Origin of the sequence: Burkholderia sp. Bp9031 (genome assembly GCF_003857965.1) — a bacterium.
GTDB classification, from domain to species: Bacteria; Pseudomonadota; Gammaproteobacteria; order Burkholderiales; family Burkholderiaceae; genus Burkholderia; species Burkholderia ambifaria_A.
This window is the reverse complement of sequence record NZ_QTPW01000010.1, coordinates 65,308-88,499: the sequence shown is the minus strand read 5'-3', so window position 1 is coordinate 88,499 and position 23,192 is coordinate 65,308. Positions and strand designations below refer to the sequence as shown.

Annotated in this window: 20 protein-coding genes and 1 tRNA gene; 11 read left to right on the top strand and 10 right to left on the bottom strand. The window is 66.6% G+C overall.

The genetic code is table 11. The annotated features are described in order from the left end of the window. Positions 1-103: 103 nt before the first annotated feature. The 4 genes from htpX to def all read right to left on the bottom strand — a co-directional run bounded on the left by htpX (position 104) and on the right by def (position 3,335). Positions 104-961, bottom strand: a complete 858-nt coding sequence (htpX, locus tag DIE15_RS15680) for a zinc metalloprotease HtpX (protein WP_006485774.1) — start codon at positions 959-961, stop codon at positions 104-106. A gap of 100 nt (positions 962-1,061) precedes the next feature. Continuing rightward, the gene (locus tag DIE15_RS15675) at positions 1,062-1,703 is read right to left on the bottom strand and encodes a LysE family translocator (RefSeq protein WP_124833748.1); all 642 of its coding nucleotides are present in this window, start codon (positions 1,701-1,703) and stop codon (positions 1,062-1,064) included. A 110-nt stretch (positions 1,704-1,813) separates the two neighbouring features. After that, on the bottom strand, positions 1,814-2,797 hold the full coding sequence (gene fmt, locus DIE15_RS15670) for a methionyl-tRNA formyltransferase (RefSeq protein WP_124833747.1): 984 nt from the start codon (positions 2,795-2,797) through the stop codon (positions 1,814-1,816). Positions 2,798-2,831: 34 nt separating this feature from the next. After that, positions 2,832-3,335 carry a peptide deformylase gene (gene def, locus DIE15_RS15665; protein WP_057924826.1) on the bottom strand — a complete coding sequence of 168 codons (504 nt, stop codon included), beginning with the start codon at positions 3,333-3,335 and terminating at the stop codon, positions 2,832-2,834. Positions 3,336-3,520: 185 nt separating this feature from the next. Between def and dprA the strand changes: the two genes are divergently transcribed. From dprA to DIE15_RS15650, 3 genes are all read left to right on the top strand, one after another. Continuing rightward, positions 3,521-4,843: a DNA-processing protein DprA gene (dprA, locus tag DIE15_RS15660; protein ID WP_175825856.1), complete on the top strand. Its 1,323-nt coding sequence runs from the start codon at positions 3,521-3,523 to the stop codon at positions 4,841-4,843. Positions 4,844-4,879: 36 nt separating this feature from the next. Further along, complete coding sequence (locus tag DIE15_RS15655) at positions 4,880-5,260, top strand: thioredoxin family protein (RefSeq protein ID WP_124833745.1); 381 nt, start codon at positions 4,880-4,882, stop codon at positions 5,258-5,260. Positions 5,261-5,451: 191 nt separating this feature from the next. Next, positions 5,452-8,049 (top strand): DNA topoisomerase III, encoded by a 2,598-nt coding sequence (locus DIE15_RS15650; RefSeq protein ID WP_124833744.1) that lies wholly within the window; start codon positions 5,452-5,454, stop codon positions 8,047-8,049. A gap of 129 nt (positions 8,050-8,178) precedes the next feature. Here DIE15_RS15650 and DIE15_RS15645 read toward each other — a convergent pair whose 3' ends face one another. After that, the gene (locus DIE15_RS15645; protein WP_124833743.1) at positions 8,179-9,228 is read right to left on the bottom strand and encodes a LysR family transcriptional regulator; all 1,050 of its coding nucleotides are present in this window, start codon (positions 9,226-9,228) and stop codon (positions 8,179-8,181) included. A gap of 426 nt (positions 9,229-9,654) precedes the next feature. Here DIE15_RS15645 and DIE15_RS15640 point away from each other — a divergent pair, with 426 nt between their 5' ends. Next, positions 9,655-10,668: a D-2-hydroxyacid dehydrogenase family protein gene (locus DIE15_RS15640; protein ID WP_124833742.1), complete on the top strand. Its 1,014-nt coding sequence runs from the start codon at positions 9,655-9,657 to the stop codon at positions 10,666-10,668. A gap of 39 nt (positions 10,669-10,707) precedes the next feature. Here DIE15_RS15640 and DIE15_RS15635 read toward each other — a convergent pair whose 3' ends face one another. Both DIE15_RS15635 and DIE15_RS15630 read right to left on the bottom strand, forming a co-directional pair. Further along, on the bottom strand, positions 10,708-11,574 hold the full coding sequence (locus DIE15_RS15635) for a patatin-like phospholipase family protein (protein WP_124833741.1): 867 nt from the start codon (positions 11,572-11,574) through the stop codon (positions 10,708-10,710). 8 nt (positions 11,575-11,582) lie between these two features. Further along, positions 11,583-11,987, bottom strand: coding sequence for a PaaI family thioesterase (locus DIE15_RS15630; RefSeq protein WP_057924645.1), 405 nt, complete (start codon positions 11,985-11,987; stop codon positions 11,583-11,585). A gap of 191 nt (positions 11,988-12,178) precedes the next feature. Here DIE15_RS15630 and DIE15_RS15625 point away from each other — a divergent pair. Both DIE15_RS15625 and DIE15_RS15620 read left to right on the top strand, forming a co-directional pair. Beyond that, positions 12,179-12,254: transfer RNA gene (locus tag DIE15_RS15625), tRNA-Lys, on the top strand. A 204-nt stretch (positions 12,255-12,458) separates the two neighbouring features. After that, complete coding sequence (locus DIE15_RS15620; protein WP_124833740.1) at positions 12,459-13,508, top strand: DUF3592 domain-containing protein; 1,050 nt, start codon at positions 12,459-12,461, stop codon at positions 13,506-13,508. 38 nt (positions 13,509-13,546) lie between these two features. On the opposite strand, the gene DIE15_RS15615 is transcribed toward DIE15_RS15620, so the two are convergent. Further along, the gene (locus DIE15_RS15615; protein WP_124833739.1) at positions 13,547-14,161 is read right to left on the bottom strand and encodes a CGNR zinc finger domain-containing protein; all 615 of its coding nucleotides are present in this window, start codon (positions 14,159-14,161) and stop codon (positions 13,547-13,549) included. An 81-nt stretch (positions 14,162-14,242) separates the two neighbouring features. Between DIE15_RS15615 and DIE15_RS15610 the strand changes: the two genes are divergently transcribed. Beyond that, positions 14,243-15,046 (top strand): alpha/beta fold hydrolase, encoded by an 804-nt coding sequence (locus DIE15_RS15610; protein WP_124833738.1) that lies wholly within the window; start codon positions 14,243-14,245, stop codon positions 15,044-15,046. 33 nt (positions 15,047-15,079) lie between these two features. Here DIE15_RS15610 and phnY read toward each other — a convergent pair whose 3' ends face one another. Both phnY and phnA read right to left on the bottom strand, forming a co-directional pair. Continuing rightward, a complete protein-coding gene (gene phnY, locus DIE15_RS15605; protein WP_124833737.1) occupies positions 15,080-16,534 on the bottom strand; it encodes a phosphonoacetaldehyde dehydrogenase in 1,455 nt (484 codons plus the stop codon). A 28-nt stretch (positions 16,535-16,562) separates the two neighbouring features. Then, positions 16,563-17,801 (bottom strand): phosphonoacetate hydrolase, encoded by a 1,239-nt coding sequence (phnA, locus tag DIE15_RS15600; RefSeq protein WP_124833736.1) that lies wholly within the window; start codon positions 17,799-17,801, stop codon positions 16,563-16,565. Between the two features lie 218 nt (positions 17,802-18,019). Here phnA and DIE15_RS15595 point away from each other — a divergent pair, with 218 nt between their 5' ends. The 4 genes from DIE15_RS15595 (at position 18,020) to DIE15_RS15580 (ending at position 23,181) form a co-directional block, all read left to right on the top strand. Next, a complete protein-coding gene (locus DIE15_RS15595; protein WP_057924651.1) occupies positions 18,020-19,075 on the top strand; it encodes a putative 2-aminoethylphosphonate ABC transporter substrate-binding protein in 1,056 nt (351 codons plus the stop codon). 111 nt (positions 19,076-19,186) lie between these two features. Beyond that, positions 19,187-20,278 carry a putative 2-aminoethylphosphonate ABC transporter ATP-binding protein gene (locus tag DIE15_RS15590; protein ID WP_057924827.1) on the top strand — a complete coding sequence of 364 codons (1,092 nt, stop codon included), beginning with the start codon at positions 19,187-19,189 and terminating at the stop codon, positions 20,276-20,278. Beyond that, a complete protein-coding gene (locus DIE15_RS15585) occupies positions 20,275-22,002 on the top strand; it encodes a putative 2-aminoethylphosphonate ABC transporter permease subunit (protein ID WP_057924652.1) in 1,728 nt (575 codons plus the stop codon). The genes DIE15_RS15590 and DIE15_RS15585 overlap by 4 nt, the downstream gene beginning before the upstream one ends. Positions 22,003-22,050: 48 nt before the next feature. Beyond that, on the top strand, positions 22,051-23,181 hold the full coding sequence (locus tag DIE15_RS15580) for a 2-aminoethylphosphonate--pyruvate transaminase (protein ID WP_057924653.1): 1,131 nt from the start codon (positions 22,051-22,053) through the stop codon (positions 23,179-23,181). Positions 23,182-23,192 lie beyond the last annotated feature (11 nt).

The window sequence follows — 23,192 nt, the reverse complement described above, 5'->3', positions numbered from 1 at the left end:
CCGCGCATTGTAGCGTGAGGCCATGCGGCCCCTTTACGGGGCGCACAAATGAAACACCCCGCAGCGCGGGGCGTGCGGGGCGATGTGTCGAGTGCGACGCGACTTAGTCGAAGCGGCCGGTACGCGCCATCTCCATCAGGCGGGCGATGCGCTCCTCGGTCGCCGGGTGCGTGGAGAACAGGTTCTGCAGACCGCCGCCGTGCAGCGGGTTCATGATCATCATCTGCGCGGTGGCCGGATGCGCTTCCGCCGCCTGGAACGGGATACCGGCCGCATAGCGATGGATCTTGTCGAGCGCGGTGGCGAGCGACTGCGGATCGCCGGAGATCTGCGCGCCGCCGCGGTCAGCCTCGAACTCGCGCGCCCGCGAGATCGCCATCTGGATCAAGGCGCCGGCGATCGGCGCGAGCAGCGCGACCGCAATCCCCGCAATCGGGTTGGCCGGACGGCCGTTTTCGTCGCGGCCGCCGAAGAACATCGCGAAGTTGGCCAGCGCCGAAATCGCGCCCGCCATCGTCGCGGTGATCGTCGAGATCAGGATGTCGCGGTGCTTCACGTGCGCGAGCTCGTGCGCCATCACGCCGCGCATCTCGCGCTCGGACAGCACGCGCAGGATGCCCGTCGTCGCGGCGACCGCCGCGTGTTCCGGGTTGCGGCCCGTGGCAAACGCGTTCGGCGCGTCCTCGTTGATCAGGTAGACGCGCGGCATCGGCAGGTTTGCGCGCGTGGCGAGCTCGCGCACCATCCGGTAGAACTGCGGCGCCGTGTTCTCGTCGACTTCCTGCGCGTTATACATGCGCAGCACCATCTTGTCGGAGAACCAGTACGAAAAGAAATTCATGCCGAGCGCGAACAGCAGCGCGATCGTCATGCCGCGCGAGCCGCCGATCATGCCGCCGATCACGATGAACAGGGCCGTGATCGCGGCCATCAGCATCGCCGTTTTGACCCAATTGAACATACCCACTCCTTATCCGTCAGGGGACCCGCCACACATCACCGCGCGCGGCAGAAAATTGTAAGTGATTTGTTAGATAAGGTCTTGCCGGAAAAATTCAATTTCAGCGTTGCGCCGCCGCGAGCCGCAGCCCGAGGCCGACGAACGCACTGCCGACCGTGCGGTCGAGCCATTTCTTGACGCCCGGCTTGCCGGAAAAGCGCTGTGTGACGCTGCCCGCGACCCACGCGACGATGCAGGTCCAGATCGTGCTCATCACGACGAACACCGAACCGAGGGCCAGGAACGCCAGCGCCTTGTGCGGGCTGTCGGCCAACACGAACTGCGGGAAAAACGACACAAAGAACAGCACGACCTTCGGGTTCAGCACGTTGGTCCAGAAACCCTGCATGAACAGCTGGCGCAGCGGCTTCGCGGCCGTGGCCTGCGCCGCCTCGGCGCCTGCCGATGCCGCGGCCTGCTTCACGAGGATCATGCGCACGCCGAGGTAAATCAGGTAAGCGGCACCGACCAGCTTGATGACCGTGAACGCGGCGGCCGACGCCGCGAGCAGCGCGGTCAGGCCGAATGCGCATGCAAGCGCGTGCACGCAGCAGCCGGTCGAGATGCCGAGCGCCGACATCAGCCCCGCGCCACGGCCCTGCGCGACGCTGCGGCCGACAATGTACGCCGTATCCGGGCCGGGCGTGACGTTCAGCAGGAAAACCGCGAGCACGAAGAAGCCGAAATGGGTGATGCCAAGCATGAAAACCTCGAAACCGGAAAGCGCAGGGAAATTCTACGCGCGCCTGCCGCGCCGCGCGACTCGGCCGTCCGGCCGATTGCGCGCGGCCGGCGTGCCGTGTCGAATGACGCTCAGGCCGCGTCGGGCAACGCGAAGCACTGGCCCGCGGCGAGCGGCGAGCCGGCCAGGAATTCGCGCGCCGGCAGCCGCTTGCCGCCCGGCTTCTGCAGTTGCGTGATGCGCAGCGCGCCGCTGCCGCACGCGACGATCACGCCTTCCGGCGCAGCCTCCACGATCGTGCCGGGCGCGGTGTCGCCGTGCGCCGCCACGGGCTCGGCCGCCCACAGCTTGATTGCCGCGCCGTCGAGCGTCGCGACGCCGCCCGGGAACGGGTCGAACGCACGCACCTGACGCGCGAGCACGTCGGCCGGCTTGCGCCAGTCGAGCGCCGCCTCGTGCTTGCCGATCTTTTCCGCATAGGTCACGCCGTCGGCCGGCTGCGGGGTCGCGGTCAGCATGCCGTCGCGCTCGAGCCGCACCAGCGCGTCGACGATCAGCCGCGCGCCGTCAGCGGCCAGCCGGTCGTGCAGCGTGGCGGTCGTATCGTCGGGCGCGATCGCGAGACGCGCCTCCTCGATCATCGCGCCGGTGTCGAGGCCGACGTCCATCTGCATCAGCGTGACGCCCGTCTCGGCGTCACCAGCCTCGATCGCGCGGTGGATCGGCGCGGCGCCGCGCCAGCGCGGCAGCAGCGACGCGTGGATGTTGATGCAGCCGGCGCGCGGAATGTCGAGCACTTCCTGCGGCAGCAGCAGACCGTACGCGGCGACCACCATCACGTCGTGCGGGGTCGTGCGCAGCAGCTCGATCGCATCGGCCGCCTCCGCCGGGTACTTGCCCGCGCGGCGCAGCGACGGCGGCTGCGCGACGGGCATCCCGTGCTCGACGGCATAGCGCTTTACCGCGCTCGCCTGCAGTTTCATCCCGCGCCCGGCGGGGCGGTCGGGCTGGGTAAGCACGAGCGGCACCGAAAAACCGGCCTCGTGAATCGCGGCGAGTGCGGCCGCGGCAAATTCCGGCGTGCCGGCAAAAATCACGCGCAACGTATGGGTCATGACAGCGTTCGAAATCGGGCTTGGCGAACGCGCGTCACATCGCGCGTTCGAGTTTCTTCATCTTCGTCTTGATGCGGGTCTGCTTCAGCGGCGACAGGTATTCGACGAACACGCGCCCCATCAGGTGATCCATCTCGTGCTGCACGCACACGGCCAGGAGGCCCTCGCAATCGAGCTCGAAGGTCTCGCCGTGCTCGTTGAGCGCACGCACGCGCACGTGGTCCGGACGCTCGACCTCGTCGTAGATCCCGGGCACCGACAGGCAACCCTCCTCGTAGACCTGCTTCACGTCGCTCGACCAGATGATCTCGGGGTTGATGAACGCGCGCAGCTCGTTCTTCTCCTCGGAAACGTCGATCACGATCACGCGCTCATGCACGTCGACCTGCGTCGCCGCGAGGCCGATGCCGGGTGCGGCGTACATGGTCTCGGCCATGTCGGCGACGAGCTTGCGGATCCGGTCGTCGACCTTGTCGACGGGCTTGGCGACCTTGTGCAGCCGCTTGTCGGGGTAATGAAGAATGTTCAGCAAAGCCATGGTGTTCGGTATTTCGGTGGAGCGGCGTGCCGCATCGGCCATCCGGCCGGCTGGCGCCATTGCCGGGATGCAATGAAGATAAGGCGGACACGCGGCATATCAACGCCGCAGGTCATGCCTCCTGCAATTGGCCGGACGCCGTGCGCGCGGCCCTGTCGAGTATTTCGGATGATGAAAATTTTATCATGGCGCCACGCCGTCCGCTGGCCACCTCATTCGAGGGGAACCTCATGTCGCCGCAAGCGCTGACCACCTCCGCGCTGCGCGCGTGGCTGCAGCTCGCGCATGCACCGGGCCTCTCGCCCGCCGTGCTGCACGCGCTGCTCGATGCATTCGGCTCGCCGGCAGCGCTGCTGCGCGCATCCGACCAGGCCATCGGCGCGGCGAGCAGCGCGGCCGCCGCGCGGGCGGTGCGCGCGAGCGAACGGGACGACCTCGACGCGCGCACCGACGCCGCGCTCGCGTGGCTCGACGCACCGGGCAACGCGATCGTCGCGCTCAACGACCCTGTCTATCCGCCCCGGCTGCGCGACCTGCACGATCCGCCGGCGCTGCTATATGTAAAGGGCAGGCTCGACCTGTTGCACGCCCGTGGGCTCGCCGTAGTCGGCAGCCGCCACGCGACGCCTCAAGGGCTCGCCGATGCGACACGCTTCGCGCATGCGCTGTCCGATGCGGGGCTCGCGATCGTCTCCGGCCTCGCGCTCGGCATCGACGGCGCCGCACATCGCGGCGGGCTCGACGGCCGCGCCAGCACGATCGCGGTGATCGCGACGGGCGCCGATCTCGTCTATCCGGCGCGGCACCGCACGCTCGCGCACGAGATCGCCGCACGCGGCGCGATCGTGTCCGAATGGCCGCTCGGCACGCCTGCGCGGGCGTCGCATTTCCCGCAGCGCAACCGGCTGATCGCCGCGCTCGCGCTCGGCGCGCTCGTCGTCGAAGCCGCACCGCGCTCCGGCTCGCTGATCACCGCGCGGCTCGCGAACGAGCTGGGCCGCGACGTGTTCGCGATGCCGGGCTCGATCCATGCGCCGCTCGCGCAGGGCTGCCATGCGCTGATCCGCGACGGCGCGAAGCTCACTTCGACGCCGCTCGACGTGCTGGAGGAATACGGATTGGGCGAACCGGGTGCTCAAGCCATCCACGCCACGGCGAGTTCAGGTTCGCGCCCCGATAACGACGAAGCAGCCGGCACGGCCGGTCACCGTGCGAGCGGGCACGTCGCGAAAGCGGACGCCGCCGGTGCAGCCGCCGCATCCGGCGGAATCGAACGCGCGCCGCCCGACAACCCGGCCGAGCAAGCCGTGCTCGCCGCACTGGGATACGGCCCCGTTACCTACGAGTGGCTCGCCGAGCACAGCGGCCTGTCCGACGACGTACTGCATCGCGCGTTGCTCGCGCTCGAACTGACCGGCCGCGTCGCGACCGTGCCCGGCGGACGCTTCGCGCGACTTGACGCAGCGCCCACCCCGCCTCGGTCCGGCGTGCTACATTCCCCCGCATAGGGGCGGCCGTGCCGCCGACGATACCCAAGGAATTCCATGCCCGCGCTGAATCTCGACACCGATGCCGATCGGATCGCCGAGCGCCTCGCCGATCCCGACACGCTGCTGGTCGCCTGCCTGTGCGCCGAGTGGTGCGGCACCTGCCGCGACTACCGGACGGCCTTCGAGCAGCTCGCCGATGCCCATCCCGACGCCTGCTTCGCGTGGATCGACATCGAAACCCATGCCGACCGGCTCGACGATCTCGACGTCGAGAATTTCCCTACGATCCTGATCGAGGACGCGAACACCGCGCGTTTCTTCGGCACGGTGCTGCCGCACGCGGCGATCGTCGAACGGATGCTGTCCGACCTGAGCGCGGTACCCGGCACGCCGCACGCACCGAAATTGCGCAACATCCTGAACGTCGAGGCGTAAGCCGCGCACCGGCCGGGCGGCTCGTCGCACCGTTGCGCGCGCCGCCGCGCCGGGCGCTTGCCGCCGTTGCGCCCCCCCTCTATGATGAGCCGCTTTTTGCACGCCGAGCCGCCGTCGCCGCGGCGTGTGCTATAAAGCCGTCGTAAAAGGGACCCACACCGGCGAACCCGGTCTACCAACACACACCTGTCATGTCCAAAGCTCTGATCATTGCGGAAAAGCCTTCTGTCGCGAACGACATCGCGCGCGCTTTGGGCGGCTTTACCAAGCATGACGAATACTTCGAGAGCGACGAATTCGTCCTTTCGTCCGCAGTCGGCCACCTGCTGGAAATCGCCGCCCCGGAAGAGTACGAGGTCAAGCGCGGGAAATGGAGCTTCGCCCATCTGCCCGTCATCCCCCCGCATTTCGACCTGAACCCGATCGCAAAAAGCGAGTCGCGCCTGAAGGTCCTTACCAAGCTGATGAAGCGCAAGGACGTCGATCGCCTGATCAACGCATGTGACGCGGGGCGCGAGGGCGAGCTGATTTTCCGCCTGATCGTGCAGCACGCGAAGGCGAAGCAGCCGGTCCAGCGTCTGTGGCTGCAGTCGATGACGCCGCAAGCGATCCGCGACGGTTTCGCGCACCTGCGCAGCGACACCGACATGCAGCCGCTCGCCGACGCCGCACGCTGCCGCTCGGAAGCCGACTGGCTCGTCGGGATCAACGGCACGCGCGCGATGACTGCGTTCAACAGCAAGGGCGGCGGCTTCTTCCTGACGACCGTTGGCCGCGTTCAGACGCCAACGCTATCGATCGTCGTCGAACGTGAAGAGAAAATCCGCCGATTCATCCCGCGCGACTACTGGGAAGTGAAGGCCGAGTTCGCATGCGCAGGCGGCTTCTACGAAGGCAAGTGGTTCGACCCGAAATTCAAGCGCGACGAATTCGATCCGGAAAAACGCGACTCCCGCCTGTGGAGCCTGCCGGCCGCCGAAACCATCGTCGCCGCGTGCCGCGACCAGGTCGGCACGGTCTCGGAGGAGTCGAAACCGTCGACGCAACTGTCGCCGCTGCTGTTCGACCTGACGAGCCTGCAGCGCGAGGCGAACAGCCGCTTCGGCTTCTCCGCGAAGAACACGCTCGGCCTCGCGCAGGCGCTGTATGAAAAGCACAAGGTGCTGACCTACCCGCGTACCGACGCGCGCGCGCTGCCCGAAGACTACATTTCGACGGTGCAGTCCACGCTCGAGATGCTCAAGGAGAGCCACAACTACCTGCCGCATGCGAAGCGGGTGCTCGACAAGGGCTGGGTGAAGCCGAACAAGCGAATCTTCGACAATTCGAAGATCAGCGACCACTTCGCAATCATCCCGACGCTACAGGCGCCGAAGTCGCTGTCCGAGCCGGAGCAGAAGCTGTACGACATGGTCGTGAAGCGCTTCCTCGCCGTGTTCTTCCCGGCCGCCGAATTCCGTGTCACGACGCGGATCACCGAAGTCGCCGGCCATCACTTCAAGACCGAAGGCAAGGTGCTCGTCGAGCCGGGCTGGCTGCAGGTGTACGGCCGCGACGCCGAAGGCGCGGATGCGAACCTCGTGCCGGTGCAGAAGGACGAGAAGGTGAAGACGGACGAAATCGCCGCCGTCGCGCTCGTCACGAAGCCGCCCGCACGCTACTCGGAAGCAACGCTGCTGTCCGCGATGGAAGGCGCTGGCAAGCTCGTCGAGGACGACGAGCTGCGCGAGGCGATGGCCGCGAAGGGCCTCGGCACGCCGGCCACGCGCGCGGCGATCATCGAAGGCCTGCTGGGCGAGAAGTACCTCGTGCGCGAAGGCCGCGAACTGATCCCGACCGCGAAGGCATTTCAGCTGATGACGCTGCTGCGCGGGCTCGGCGTGAAGGAACTGACCGCGCCCGAGCTCACCGGCGAATGGGAATACAAGCTGTCGCAGATGGAGCGCGGCAACCTCGGGCGCGACGCGTTCATGCAGGAAATTGCCCGCATGACGCAGCAGATCGTCAAGCGCGCGAAGGAATACGATTCCGACACGATCCCCGGCGATTACGCGACGCTCGAGACGCCGTGCCCGAACTGCGGTGGCCAGGTGAAGGAAAACTATCGCCGCTTCGCGTGCACGAAGTGCGAGTTCTCGATCTCGAAGATCCCGGGCAGCCGGCAGTTCGAAATCGCGGAAGTCGAGGAGTTGCTGCGGGAGAAGACCATCGGCCCGCTGTCCGGCTTCCGCAGCAAGATGGGCCGCCCGTTCTCGGCGATCCTCAAGCTGTCCTTCGACGACGAGACGAAGAACTACAAGCTCGAGTTCGACTTCGGTCAGGACCAGGGCGGCGAGGAAGGCGAGGCGCCCGACTTTTCCGCGCAGGAACCGGTCGGCGCGTGCCCGAAATGCAAGGGCCGCGTGTTCGAGCACGGGATGAGCTACGTGTGCGAACACTCGGTGGCCAACCCGAAGACCTGCGACTTCCGTTCGGGCAAGGTGATCCTGCAGCAGGAAATCACCCGCGAGCAGATGGCCAAGCTGCTCGCCGACGGCCGCACGGATCTACTGCCGAACTTCAAGTCGTCGCGCACGGGCCGCAACTTCAAGGCGTTCCTCGTGAAGCAGCCGGACGGCAAGATCGGTTTCGAGTTCGAAAAGAAGGAGCCGAAGGCCGCTGCCGCGAAGAAGACGGCAAAATCGGCGACGAAGGATGCCGAAACCGTGACGGAAGGCGCCGACGAGAAACCGGCACCGGCTCGCAAGACTGCCGCCCGCAAGACGACGGCGCGCAAGACGGGCTCGTAACAACCCGGCCGCCGGGGGTTTCCCCGGCGCATTGCACGCCGGTCAAACGGCAATAAAAAACGCGGATCGATCGCTCGATCCGCGTTTTTTCTTTGGTGCCGGCCGCCTCAATACGCGGCCGCCGCGCCGTTACAGCGGAGACGGCACCGCAACGCGCGCGCGCGGCGCACGCGCGAGACGCGGCTGCAGGTTCGGGTCGGTCGACTCGGCCGGCTCGGCACGCATCTCGACGCCGATCGGCGCAGGCGCCGCACCCTGTGCAACCCACTGTTCGCCCATCATCGCGTCGGTCGAGTGGCTGAAATACTCGACGAGGTGGTCGATGAACGTGCGCACCTTCGCGGGCAGGTGGCGCCGGCTCGGATACGCGATGTTGATCTCGACCTGCGGCAGCCGGAAATCCGGCAGCAGCCGCACCAGCGCACCGCGCGCGATGTCGCTGCCGATCAGGTAGCTCGGCAGGATCGCAACACCCATCCCGAGCAGCGCGAACTGGCGCAGCATCGCGGTGTTGTTCGCGACGATCACGTTGGTCGGGCGCACGCGCACTTCGCCATCCGGCCCCGTGAACACGCGCTCGTCGCCCCAGTATTCGGTCGGCAGGCTCAGCGCCGGATGCTCGGCGAGCTGTTCTGGGTGGGTCGGCACGCCGTGTTTTTCCAGGTAGCTCGGCGTCGCGCACACGGTCATGCAGCCCGTGGTCAGCCGCCGCGTGACGATGCTCGCGCTGCGCATCTGGCGCGTGACGACGATGCCGACGTCGAAACCTTCCTCGACGAGATCGACCTGGCGGTCGACCAGCGTCAGATCCGGCACCACTTTCGGGAAATTCTCCGTGTACGACTGCAGGACAGGAGCAAGGTTGTGCAGGCCGAACACGACCGGCGCGACGATGCGCAACGTGCCGACCGGCTCGTGATTGCGCGCGACGACCATCTGCTCGACATCTTCGAGCTCATCGAGAATCTGGCGCGCCCGCTCCAGATAGACCTGGCCCGACTCCGTCAGTGAAAGGCTGCGCGTGGTGCGGTTCAGCAACCGCGTGCCGAGCCGGCCTTCCAGATCGGCAACGTGACGCGTCGCGACCGCGTTGGAGATATCCATTGCACTCGCGGCCCGCGCGAAACTGCCGAGATCCGCAACCTTGACGAACACGCGCATCGACTGCAAATGATCCATAAACGACTCCTGCCGCTGTTACAACTTCAAAAAGTTGAAGCAAATGCGTAATTCTCCTACGACAGCGGAAATGATGCAGAGTTGCTCAACAACGCCGCGGTTGACGATAAAAATAGTCAAAAATCCTCACTCATCGCGAATGGATGATCCAATTATTCTGATTGGAGCAACAATTGGGTGAACCTCGTCGGGTAAACGGCCGAATCAGGAAGGACGTGTTTGATGCGACACAGCAGCGCACCCCGCCGCCCCGTACGAGAGCGCCGCGGAGTCAGGCCGGCGCCGATTGCGGCGGAGCGTAACAACCTGTTAAAAAGACACCACGATGTGCGCCGACGTAGCATCATGTCGGCCCCGGCCGGGCGGGACGGGTGCGCGACGTGCGCCGCCGCCACCGCCGCTTTCAACGCGCGACTCCCGCTGATCATGAAAATTGCCATCCTCGACGACTACCAGGACGCCGTCCGCAAGCTGAACTGCTTCGAGATGCTTGCCGAGCACGACGTGAAGGTCTTCAACAATACGGTGCGCGGCCTGGGGCAACTCGCGAGCCGTCTCGCGGAAGTCGAGGCGCTCGTGCTGATTCGCGAACGCACGCCGATTTCGTCGCAACTGCTCGCCAAGCTGCCGAACCTGCGCATGATCAGCCAGACCGGCCGTATCTCGAGCCACATCGACCTCGAAGCGTGTACCGACCGCGGCATCGCGGTGCTCGAAGGCACGGGTTCGCCGGTCGCGCCGGCCGAACTGACCTGGGCGCTCGTGATGGCCGCCCAGCGCCGCATTCCGCAGTACGTCGCGAACCTCAAGCAGGGTGCCTGGCAGCAGTCGGGCCTGAAGACGTCGGCAATGCCGCCGAACTTCGGCCTCGGCCAGGTACTGCGCGGCCAGACGCTCGGCATCTGGGGCTACGGCAAGATCGGCCGGCTGGTCGCCGGCTATGGCAAGGCGTTCGGGATGAACGTGCTGATCTGGGGTCGCGAGCATTCGCTCGAAGCCGCACGCGCCGACGGCTACACGGCCGCCGAAAGCCGCGAGGCGCTGTTCGAGCAGAGCGACGTGCTGTCGCTGCACCTGCGCATGCACGATGACACGCGCGGAATCGTCAAGCAGGAAGACCTGATGCGGATGAAGCCGACGTCGCTGCTCGTCAACACGAGCCGCGCGGAGCTGCTCGAGGAAAACGCGCTCGTCAACGCGCTGTCGCACAACCGCCCGGGGATGGTCGCGATCGACGTGTTCGAAAGCGAGCCGATCCTGCAGGGCTACAGCCTGCTGCGGATGGAAAACGTGATCTGCACGCCGCACATCGGCTACGTCGAACGCGAAAGCTACGAACTCTATTTCAGCGCGGCGTTCCGGAACATCCTTGCGTTCGACCAGGGCGACCTGTCGAGCGTCGTCAACCCGGAAGCGCTGACGCCGCGCCGCGTGCGTTGACCAGTGCGGGCCGCGCGCGCCGCGGCCCCGCTCCCGCCTTCAGGCCGTCACACGGCCGCCCGTCCTCGCGTCGACGCGCGTGAGGAAATGCTCGCCGTCGCGCCGCCCGAGGTCGTATGCATGCCGCATCTGCGACGGACTCGTGTAATCCCAGCTCGAAATCGGCACCTTGCTCGACGGTTGTACGTATAGCCGCCGCTGGTCGCCATGCGCAACCGTGAACATCTGCGGGCGCGGATACAGCCGCGTGACGAGCACCAGCACGTCGCCCGGCGACGGGTCGAGCGCGTCGACCGGCACGTTGTCGACCATCCCGCCGTCGAGCACCGGCCGGCCGCCGCGCCGCAGCACCGGCGTGAACGGCGGCGTGCACGACGACTGCAGGATCAGGTCGGCGAGTTCGTCAACGCTCGTGCAGGCCTGCGCGCGCACGAACTCGGGCCGGAAGCCGAGCGTGCGCCCGAGCGTCGGGTGCAGCGTCTTGCGCACGTACTTTTCGATGTTGTACGCGACGAGGCCCGCGGCGACCGCGCTGCGTGCGCCGAGCCAGCGCGGCACGTGCGACACGCCGATGCGGATCTCCGGTGCGCCGGCGAGCTGCGCGAACGGCTCGCCGTAGATGTCGAGCAGCGCCTGGCGGTAGATCCGGTAATGCGGGAACACGGGCTCGCGCCCGAACAGGTTGCCCCAGTACGCGTTCTTGCGGTTGTGGCGCAGCGCTTCCTCGTAATAGCGCATCACCCACGCGGCGTCGCGCGTATACAGCATGCAGGCCGTCGCCGCGCCGGCCGAGATGCCGGCAATCACGCGCGGGCGCAAGCCGAGCGCCGGCTGCGCGACGCCCCAGAAGCCGGCCTGCCACCAGCAGCGATTGCCGCCTCCCGCGAAGACGATCTGGTCGAACATCGCGCGGCTCAGCCGACGAGCGCGTAGGTCGACGTCGCGTGAACGGCCATCTTGCCGTCCTCGTCGAACAGCTCGACTTCGCCGAATACCAGGTTGCGGCCCATCCGCAGCACGCGCGCGGTGACGAGCACGTCGCCCTTGCGCACCGGCCGCATGAAGTTCGTGTTCAGCGATACGGTCGTCATCGGCCGGAACTCGCCGAGAGCGGCCGAGATCGCCACCACCATCGCGGTGTCGGCGGCGGCCGTGAACACCTGGCCGCAGATGATGCCACCCGAATGACGGAATTCGCCGGAAAACGGCAGGCGCATCGTGACGCTGTCGTCGCCGATCGATACGGGGACCAGACCAAGCGAGCGGACCCACGGGGCCAGCAGGCGATCCAGCAATTCGCGGACTGCGTTTTCGTCCATCTTCGAATGTCCAGAAAACGTTGCGCGACCGCCGCGCAACGAGTGTGGACGTCATCATACCGGGAGCGCGCCAACTGCGATGGCTCGTTACCGCGCCGACAGCCGCCGTAGGGGTCACGAAATATTTTGAGGGAATTTGCAGAAAGCACTTGCCAAGACCGAAATACCCATGCATAATCTCTCTTCTGTTGGGGGCGTTAGCTCAGTTGGTAGAGCAGCGGACTCTTAATCCGTAGGTCGAGTGTTCGAGTCACTCACGCCCCACCAGGAATTCCGAAGCCCGGTTAGCGAAAGCTAACCGGGCTTTTTCCATTGGTTTCGCACACCTTTCGGCGCCGCCCGGCCGCTGTCGCATCACGGCAGGCAATCACATACATGCCTCCTCGCCCATACACTTTCCGCTAGAATCGTCCGATAAATATCACATGGCCGTCACGGTGATCGCCGTATCGCCGCCGGCTCTGAGAGAGCATGGGACGTTACACATGGAATCATCCGAGCGAGACGCGACCATTCAAAGGGCATGGTCGCGCCGATATCGGCGCGCACGTCGAGTCGCGCCCGCCCCCCGATCGCATCCGGACCCGTCGCACGACGCGCGCAGCGGATCCGCTCATGCTGCGTAAGGACGCCCTCGTCGCGTTCGCGCTCGGCATTGCGCTGCTCGTGGTCGCGGCCGCGCTCGCCGTCATCGCGAGCCGCGCGGCCGGCCATCTGCTCCGCGCGCCGGGCACGGTCGTGCGCATCGTGCAGGACAACGACGCGATGCGTGCATATCGTCCGATCGTCACCTATCTCGCGAACGACGGCCAGCGCCACGAAGTCGTCGGCAATACCGCATCGACGGTCCCGGCGTACGACATCGGCGAAAGCGTCGACATCCTGGTCGACCCGGACCATCCGAACCGTCCCGTGCTCATCGACGATTTCGCGCAACGCTGGTTTCCCGTCGCGGTCCCGGCACTGCTCGCGGTCGTGTCGCTTGCGATCGGCAGCCTGCTGTACGTGAACGAGCGCCGCAGCCGGCAACTCGACACGCTTTCCGCACTGGCCGCACGCAAGGCGGTCCGGCGCCGCTGGAACATCGCGATCGTGCTGGTACCGATCGCGATCGGCACCGGCTTCCTGGCCAGCGCCGGCGCAGTCGGGCTGCGCCAGTGGCAGATCGCCCGCCATTACGCGCACTCGACCGGTCATGTCGTCGAGATCGCCGAAACAACACACTCGCCCCGCGCCCGCACATCACTCTATTCAGTGAGCATCGCGTTCACGACCGACAGCGGCCGCCTGGTCACGTTCGCACAAGACTCGACGTCATCGCATCCCGGGCTGTACGAAGGCGAAATCGTCAACGTGCTGTACGACCCGGTCACGCCCGAGCGCGCAGTCGTCGACCGGTTCTGGGATCGATGGGAACTCACGGCAATCCTGTTCGCGATCGGCACGCCGTTCCTCGTCGCCGGACTGTTCGTCGCAGGCGTGCTGTGGCCGGAGCACCGGCCGCTCGAAATCGCCGAATGACGAACGCGAAGCCGAGCCGTCAACGTCGCGCCCCACCCTCACCGCTCCCTGAACGCCTCCACCTTCGCGCGGTTCCCGCACGTGCGCATGTCGCACCAGCGTCGCCCGACGCCGCGGCCGCGATCGACGAAGAACCAGGTACAACGGCCGCACTGCCGCACACGCGCGAAGTCGTCGCCGCGCAGGAGATGCTCGAACCCGAGCGCGGCCGCATCGATCCAGCGCGACGCGGCGCGCGCATCAGGGCGCCACGCGAAGCGGCCATCGACCACGTCGAATGTGCTGCGCCCGATCGCATCGCGAATCGCCACGGCGAGCCGGTCCACCGCTCGCGCGCCTGCGCTGCCGCCGTCGCCGGCCGTGAGGTACGTGAGCGCCGCATACGCATCCTCGCGAAATCCATGCAGCGCGGAGAGTTCATCTGCGCCATCCTGCCGCGGATGACGCAGGAACCGCGTCAGGTCGGCCGCCTCCAGCAACCCTGACTTTCCGGCCCACGCACGCACGGCCAGCCAGTCGACGAACTTGTCGTCGGCGCGCGTCCTGCCCGTGTCGGCCACCGTGTTCAGGAAATCGAGCGCCGGATGGCCGCCGACGAAATCGGCCGCGCTCCATGCGTGCGCCTGTCGCGCAGGCTCGCGTCGAGTAACCATTTATTTCCGCCTATAGGTTTCATATCCGGATGAACAGGCGTAACCTGTTAATAACCAAAACAGGTTAGCACGGAGGCGCCGATGCTCGATCTCGCCAATCGCTTCATTTTCGAAGGTCACCGGATCGCATGGGGTACGCTCGGCGAAGGCCCCCCGCTCGTGCTCGTGCACGGCACGCCGTTTTCATCGCAGGTGTGGCGCCGGATCGCACCGTGGCTTGCGCGGCGCCATCGCGTGTTCTTCTACGACCTGCTCGGCTATGGCCAGTCGGACATGCCCGACGCGGACGTATCGCTCGGACGGCAGAACGTGCTGTTCGGCGCGTTGCTCGACGAATGGAATATTTCGCGCCCGCGCGTGCTTGCGCACGATTACGGCGGTGCGACCGTGCTGCGCGCGCATTTCCTCGACGGCATCGCATATTCGGACCTGACACTCGTGAACCCGGTCGCGATCGCGCCGCAAGGCTCGCCGTTCGTGCGGCATGTCGCGCAGCACGAAGCCGCGTTCACCGGATTGCCGGCCTATGCGCATCATGCGCTGGTGTCAGCCTATATCGGCAATGCGGTCGCGCAGCCGTTGAGCGACGACGTGCTGTCGATCTACCGCTCGCCGTGGCTCACGCCGGCCGGCCAGGCCGCGTTCTATCGCCAGATCGCACAGATGCGCCAGCGCTACATCGAGGAAGCGGAGGCCCGCTATGCGCCGCCGGACTTTCCGGTGCACATCGTATGGGGCGAGGACGACGGATGGATTCCGCTCGAACAGGGGCAGGCGCTTGCCGATCGCATCGCGAACGGCAAGCTGATCAGGGTGCCGCGCGCGGGTCACCTGGTCCAGGAAGATGCGCCGGAGGCGATTGTCGCCGCCGTGCTCGACCGGTAGGCGCACCCGCGCGGGTGCATCGGGAAGTGCGGCTTACCAGGGCAGCGAATAGGTTTTCGTATTCGTAAAGCTCTTCATCGCCTCCTGCACGCCTTCCTTGTAGCCGAGGCCCGAATCCTTCACGCCGCCGAACGGCGTGAGCTCGAGCCGGTAGCCCGGCACCTCGCGCACGTTCACGCTGCCGACCTCGAGCTCCGTGATGAAGCGCGTGATGTTGTCGAAGCGGTTCGTGCAGACCGACGACGACAACGCGTAGTCGGTGCTGTTCGACATCCGGATCGCCTCGTCGATGTCGCGAAAGCGCATGATCGGCGACACGGGCCCGAACGTCTCGTACTTCACGAGCGGCATGTCGGGCGTCACGCGATCGATGACGGTTGGCGAGTACAGCGCACCGTCGCGCACGTTGCCGACCAGCAGGCGCGCGCCGCGCGCGATCGCGTCGTTCACCTGCTGCTCGCAGAACTTCGCGGCCGCTTCGTCGATCACCGTGCCCATGTCGACCGACGGATCGGCCGGGTTCCCGTAGCCCCAAGCGCGGGTTTTCTCGACGACCAGCTCGGTGAAGCGATCGGCCACCGCCTCGTGCACGAGCATCCGCTTGATCGCGGTGCAGCGCTGCCCCGAGTTCTTGTACGAGCCCGACACGGCGAGCGTGCTTGCCTCGTCGAGATCGGCGTCTTCCATCACGATGATCGGATCGTTGCCGCCGAGCTCGAGCACCGCGCGCCGGTAGCCCATCCGCGACGCGATCGACTTGCCGATCGACACGCCGCCGGTGAAGGTGATCAGGTCGATCGCCGAGTTCGTGATCAGCTCGTCCGCGATTTCCTTCGGGTCGCCGGTAATCACCTGCAGCATCTGCGGCGGCAGGCCGGCTTCATACAGGATGTCCGCGAACAGGTAGCACGACAGCGGCACCTTCTCCGACGGCTTCACGACGATCCGGTTGTTGGTCGCGATCGACGGCACGACCTTGTGCGCGACCTGGTTCATCGGATGGTTAAACGGCGTGATCGCGGAAATCACGCCGAGCAGCGGCTCGCGCTGCGTGTACACGCGGCGTTTCTTGCCGTGCGGCGTCAGATCGCACGAGAAGATCTGCCCGTCGTCCTTCAGCACTTCGCCCGCGCCGAACGTGAGCACGTCGGCGACGCGCCCGGCTTCATACGTCGAATCCTTGATGCACAACCCGGCCTCGGCCGTGATCAGCGCCGCGATCTCGGCGGTGCGCGCACGCACGATGTCGGCCGCGCGGCGCAGGATCGCCGCACGCTCGTGGCGCGTGAGCGACGGCCGGTATGCACGCGCGACCGCGAATGCGCGCCGCACGTCGTCGAGCGTCGCCTTCGGCACGGTGCCGACGAGCGAGCCGTCGTACGGGTTGCGCACGTCGATGACTTCGTCGCGATAAATCCGCTCACCGTCGATTCGCAGTGCTTCACGATGAAGCGCGCGGACACCCGTCGATGCTGCAATGGCGTTCATGAGTATCTCCCTGGCGGATACGTGCGTATCACTGCAGATGGTTGAGCGCGATGTCGATGATGTCGAAGTTGCGCAGCCGCGCGCGGCCCGAAACGTCGGTCGCGACCGGCTTGCTGAAGATCAGCGGCACGATCTGCTCGGAGATCCCGCCGTGCGAGCGCAGCGGCACGTCGAGGCCGGACAGGTCGTGCTTGATGCGGCGCGTGCCGAGCACGACATCCTGCTTCGAGATCACGATCAGGTCGCCCATCCGCGCCGGCGGCAGCTCGAACCGCGCGCAGCCTTCGGCGCCCGTCAGCACGACCTCGATGCCGTCCACCGCGGCGAGCCGCGCGCGCAGCGCGTCGGCATCGGCGGAACCAGGCACGTAGACCGTCGCGAACGAGCCGAGCGCGCCGTGGTGCACGACGTACGGATCGGTGATCGGCAGGATCACGCGCGCCGCATCGTGGCCGAGCCACTCGTCGAACAGCTCCTGCAGGTAGATCACGTTCGGCTCGCCGGTCTCGCCGTCGTGCTTCGCGTTCATCCCGTGGTCGGCCGTGATCGCGACGATCGCGCCGAGTTCGTCGAGCCGCTTCAGGTACGTGTCCATCATCTGGTAGAACGCGTTCGCGCCGTCCGTGCCGGGTGCGCACTTGTGCTGCACGTAGTCGGTGGTCGACAGGTACATCAGGTCGATCGGGCGCGTCTCGAGCAGGCGCACGCCGGCCGCGAACACGAATTCCGACAGGTCCGCGCTGTACACGCTCGGCACCGGCTTGCCGACCAGTTCGAGCACGTTGTCGATGCCGTTTTCCTCGATGCTCGCCTCGTCGGCCTTTTCCGACGAGAAGCAGATGCCCTTGAGCCCCTTGCCGAGCAGGCGCCGCAGCTTGTCCTTCGCGGTGACGACCGCGACGCGCGCGCCCTGTTCGGCGAAGGTCGCGAGCACGGTGGGCGCGACGAGGTACTTCGGATCGTTCATCAGCACCTCGGCGCCGGTGTCGCGATCGTAGAAGTAGTTGCCGCTGATCCCGTGGATCGCCGGCGGCACGCCGGTCACGATCGACAGGTTGTTCGGGTTCGTGAAGCTCGGCACCACACACTCGCCCTTGAGCGCCGTGCCCGGCTTCAGCAGCGTGCGCAGGAACGGCGCGACGCCGGCCTCGGCCGCCATCTCGAGATATTCATAGGCGCAGCCGTCGACGCAGACGACCACCACGGGGCGGCTCATCCAGTTGTAGCGGCGGCCGTTCACTTCCACGGATACAGGCGTTTCAGTCATGACGTTCAGTCCTTTCGGTTCGAAGGGGGTTGAGCTGTCGGCGCCCGCGCCGCGCCGAGGAGGTGTTTTCCATGCTTGACATTAAAATGGATGATTTGTAGATTGTCAACAACATGCAGAGAACAGAAAGCAAAATACGAAAGCACGAGGAAGCACAAAGAGGGCTGGTCTCCACTCATCCGCCGCTCGCCGCGGCGCCACAGTCAAGGGGTCTGAAGATGAACGAAGTGCCGGTACACAAGCGTTTGAATGGATGGGCGACGGGCGTGGCCCGTCTCGCGCTGGCCGCCGCAGTCGCACTGGGCGCGGCGCAGGCGGCCCACGCGAAGACGTCGCTGCTCGTCTACACCGCGCTGGAAGACGAGGCGATGAAGCCCTACAAGGACGCGTTCGAGAAGGCGAACCCCGACATCGAGATCCGCTGGGTGCGCGACTCGACCGGCTCGGTCACCGCGAAACTCCTCGCCGAAAAGAACAACCCGCGCGCGGACGTCGTGCTCGGCCTCGCCGCATCGAGCCTCACGCTGCTCGACCTGCAGGGGATGCTGATGCCGTATTCGCCGAAGGGCTTCGACCAGCTCACGCGCAAGTACAGCGATGCGAACACGCCGCCGCACTGGGTCGGCATGGACGTGTGGGGCGCGACGATCTGCTACAACCGCGTCGCCGCGCAGGCGAAGAACATCCCGAAACCGACGTCGTGGGAAGACCTGACGAAGCCGATCTACAAGGGCGCGATCGTGATGCCGAGCCCGGTGTCGTCGGGCACCGGCTACCTCGACGTGACCGCGTGGCTGCAGACCTTCGGCGACGACCGTGGCTGGAAATTCATGGATGCGCTCGACAAGAACGTCGCGCAGTACGTGCACTCGGGCTCGAAGCCGTGCACGCTCGCCGGCACCGGCGAATTCCCGATCGGCATCTCGTTCGAGTTCCGCGGCCATGAACTGCAGGCGCAGGGTGCGCCGATCGACCTGGTGTTCCCGAAGGAAGGGCTCGGCTGGGACATGGAAGGCACCGCGGTCATGAAGACGACGAAGCAGCCTGACGCCGCGAAGAAGCTCGCCGATTTCATGGCCAGCAAGGACGCGAACGAGATCACCGCGCGCTGGTGGGCGATCGTCGCGTACCCGGGCGTCGCGCGCAAGCTGACCGGCATCCCCGACAACTATTCGGACCTGCTCGTGAAGAACGACTTCGTGTGGTCCGCGAAGAACCGCCAGTCGATCCTCGACACCTGGCAGAAGCGCTACGGGGCGAAAACCCAGCAATGACGCAGCAGTAACGCCACAACAGGCAGCGGGGCTGCGCGACGCGCCGCCCCGCATCCCTTCCCTTCGTCGTATCCGGCCCGCTTGCGGGCCACCCGCAGCGTGGAGGCGTGCATGGCACCCTATCTGAGCGTAGAACGCATCGAAAAGCGGTACAACGACACACAGGTCCTCACCGACATCAACCTGAGCGTGATGAAGGGCGAGATGATCTGCTTCCTGGGGCCGTCCGGCTGCGGGAAAACCACGCTGCTGCGGATCATCGCAGGGCTCGAGGCGCAAAGCGCCGGCCACATCACGCAGGACGGCCGCGACATCTCGCGGCTGCCGCCGCAACTGCGCGACTACGGCATCGTGTTCCAGTCGTACGCGCTGTTTCCGAACCTCACCGTCTACGACAACGTCGCGTACGGGCTCGTGAACCGCAAGATGAAGCGCGACGAGATCCACAAGCGCGTGCATACGCTGCTCGCGCTGGTCGGCCTGCCCGACAGCCATCGCAAGCATCCCGGTCAATTGTCCGGCGGCCAGCAGCAGCGCATCGCGCTGGCACGCGCGCTCGCGACGTCGCCCGGCCTGCTGCTGCTCGACGAGCCGCTGTCGGCGCTCGACGCCCGCGTGCGCGTGCGACTGCGCCAGGAAATCCGCGCGCTGCAGCAGCGGCTCGGCGTGACGACGATCATGGTCACGCACGACCAGGAAGAAGCATTGTCGATGGCGGACCGGATCGTCGTGATGAACCACGGCGTGATCGAGCAGATCGGCACGCCGCTCGAAATCTACCGGCAGCCCGCGTCGCCGTTCGTCGCGGACTTCATCGGCCGCGTCAATACGATTGCCGCCGAAGTCGCGCAGGACGGCACGCTGCGCGCGGGCGGCGTCGGCTTCGACTGCCGGCACGGCACCGCCCGGCCCGCACAGGGCGCGGCCGTGTCGGTCTACGTGCGGCCCGAGGACCTGCGCATCCGCATTCCGGGCGAGACGGCCGACAACGTGCTGGCCGGCCGCGTCGAGAAGCTTGAGTTCCTCGGCGCGTTCTGCCGCGTGAGTTTCCGGATCGACGGGCTCGACGGCCAGGAGATCGTCGCCGACCTGTCGTATCACGACGTCGACCGCACCGGCGTGCAGGCCGGCGCGCGCATCGACCTCGCGCTCGATCGCGAGCATGTCCGCGTGTTCCCGAGCGCAAAGGAGCGACTGCAATGAGCACGGTCCTCACCGAACGCCGCCGCGGCGCGGCCGCCCCCGCCGACGTGCGCCAGATCACGCACTGGCACGACCGCATCGCGCAACTCGCGCTCGTCGCGATGGCTGCGCTGATGTCGTTGTTCTTGCTGCTTCCGCTCGCGCTCGTCGTGCAGAAATGCTTCGTCGATGCGGACGGCCATTTCGTCGGCGCGCACAACTTCGTCGAATATCTCGAGGACAGCGGCGTGCTGCGCTCGATGCTCCATTCGCTGACGGTCGGCGCACTCGTCACGTCGATCGTCGTGCCGATGGCGTTCACGTTCGCGTATGCGCTCACGCGCTCGTGCATGCCGCTGAAGAACGCCGCACGCACGATCGCATTGCTGCCGCTGCTCGCGCCGACGCTGCTGTCCGCCGTGTCGTTCATCTACTGGTTCGGCAACGCGGGGCTGCTCAAGCCGCTGCTGCACGGCCATTCGATCTACGGGCTGCCGGGGATCGTCGCGAGCATGGTGTACGCGTCGTTCCCGCACGTGCTGATGATTCTCGTCACCGCGCTGTCGCTCGCCGACGGCCGGCTTTACGAAGCCGCCGACGCAATGGGCACGAGCCGCACGCGCAAGTTCTTCACGATCACGCTGCCCGGCGCGAAGTACGGGCTGATCAGCGCGACGATGGTGGCGTTCACGATGTGCATCAACGACTTCGGCGTGCCGGTGGTGATCGGCGGTTCGTACAACGTGCTGTCGACCGACATCTACAAGCTGATCATCGGGCTGCAGGACTTCAACCGCAGCGCGGTCGTGAGCCTGATGCTGCTGTGCCCGGCCCTCGTCGCGTTCGGCGTCGACTTCTTCATCCGCCGCCGCCAGCAGTCTCAGCTCGGCGCACGCTCGACGCCGTACCAGCCGAAGCCGTCGCGCGGTTTCGACTTCGCGATGCTCGCGTACTGCGCGCTCGTCTGCGCGTTCTTCATCGCGGTCGTCGGCATCTCGGTGTTCGCGTCGTTCGTGAAGTTCTGGCCGTACCAGATGAGCCTCGGGCTGCAGCACTACAAGATGGGACTGATCGGCGCCGGCATCTTCGATGCGTACAAGAACAGCCTGCGGATGGCCGCGACCGTCGCGCTCGGCGGCACGATCGTCGTGTTCGGCGGTGCGTACCTGATCGAGAAGACTCGCGGCGCGCGCTGGCTGCGCGGCTTCATCGCCCTGTGCGCGATCCTGCCGATGGGCGTGCCGGGCCTCGTGCTCGGCATCAGCTACATCTTCCTGTTCAACGCGCCCGGCAATCCGCTGAACGGGCTGTACGGGTCGCTGTGGCTGCTCGCGATCGTGACCGTCGTCCACTACTACGCGTCGAGCCACCTGACCGCCGTCACCGCGCTCAGGCAGATCGACAGCGAGTTCGAGGCCGTGTCGGCGTCGCTGAAGGTGCCGTTCTACAAGACCTTCCTGCGCGTGACCGTGCCCGTGTGCCTGCCTGCGATCCTGCTGATCGCGCGCTACCTGTTCGTCAACGGGATGACGACGGTCTCCGCCGTCGCGTTCCTGTACTCGCCGGACACGCAGCCCGCTTCCGTCGCGATCCTGAACCTCGACGACGCGGGCCAGATGGGCCCGGCCGCCGCGATGGCGACGCTCGTGCTCGCGACCTCGTCGTTCGCCTGCGTGCTGTTCGCCTGCATCTCGCACCGGCTGTTGCGCCGCACGCAAGCCTGGCGCACCCCGCATCGCCGTTGATCCGTTAGCCGCATTCACGTGACGTCCCGACTTCACCAAGGAGACACCATGACGCTCGCCACCCAGCCCATCCTGCTCACCCCTGGCCCCCTCACGACCTCGGACCGCACGCGCGACGCGATGCTGCGCGACTGGGGTTCGTGGGACAGCGACTTCAACGCGATCACCGCTCGACTGCGCGAACGGCTGCTGCAGATCGTGCACGGCGAAGGCACGCACGAATGCGTGCCGCTGCAGGGCAGCGGCACATTTTCGGTCGAGGCCGCGATCGGTACGCTCGTGCCGCGCGACGGCCACGTGCTCGTGCCGAACAACGGCGCGTACTGCGCGCGCCTCGCCAAGATCTGCCGCGTGCTCGGCCGCAAGCTCACGACGATCGACTACAGCGAGGACCGCCGCGTCGATCCCGCCGACGTCGAACGGGCACTCGTCAGCGATCCGACCATCACGCACGTCGCGCTCGTGCACTGCGAAACCGGCGCCGGCGTGCTGAACCCGCTGCATGACGTCGCGCAGGTCGTCGCGAAGCACGGCCGCGGGCTGATCGTCGACGCGATGAGCTCGTTCGGCGCGATCGACATCGACGCGCGCACGACGCCGTTCGACGCGGTGATCGCGGCATCCGGCAAATGCCTCGAAGGCGTGCCGGGGCTCGGCTTCGTGATTGCGAAGCGCGCGACGCTCGAACGCTGCGAAGGCAATAGCCACTCGCTCGCGATGGACCTGTACGACCAGTGGGTGTACATGCAGCGCACGACGCAATGGCGCTTCACGCCGCCGACGCACGTGGTCGCGGCGCTCGACGCGGCCGTCGCGCAGTACGTCGACGAAGGCGGCCTGGCCGCACGCGGCGGCCGCTACCAGCGCAACTATCGCGCGCTGATCGACGGGATGCGCGCGCTCGGCTTCCGGCCGTTCCTCGATCCGGCGATCCAGGCGCCGATCATCGTCACGTTCCACGCGCCGGACGATCCGAACTACGACTTCAAGCGGTTTTATCAGGAGGTCAAAAAGCGCGGCTACATTCTGTATCCGGGCAAGCTGACCGAAGTCGACACGTTCCGCGTCGGCTGCATCGGCCACTTCGGCGAAGCCGGTATTCCGGGCGCGGTCGCCGCGATCGCCGACACGCTGAAGGCGATGGGCGTGCGCCGCGTGTCCGCCGAAGCGGCGGCCTGACGCGACACACC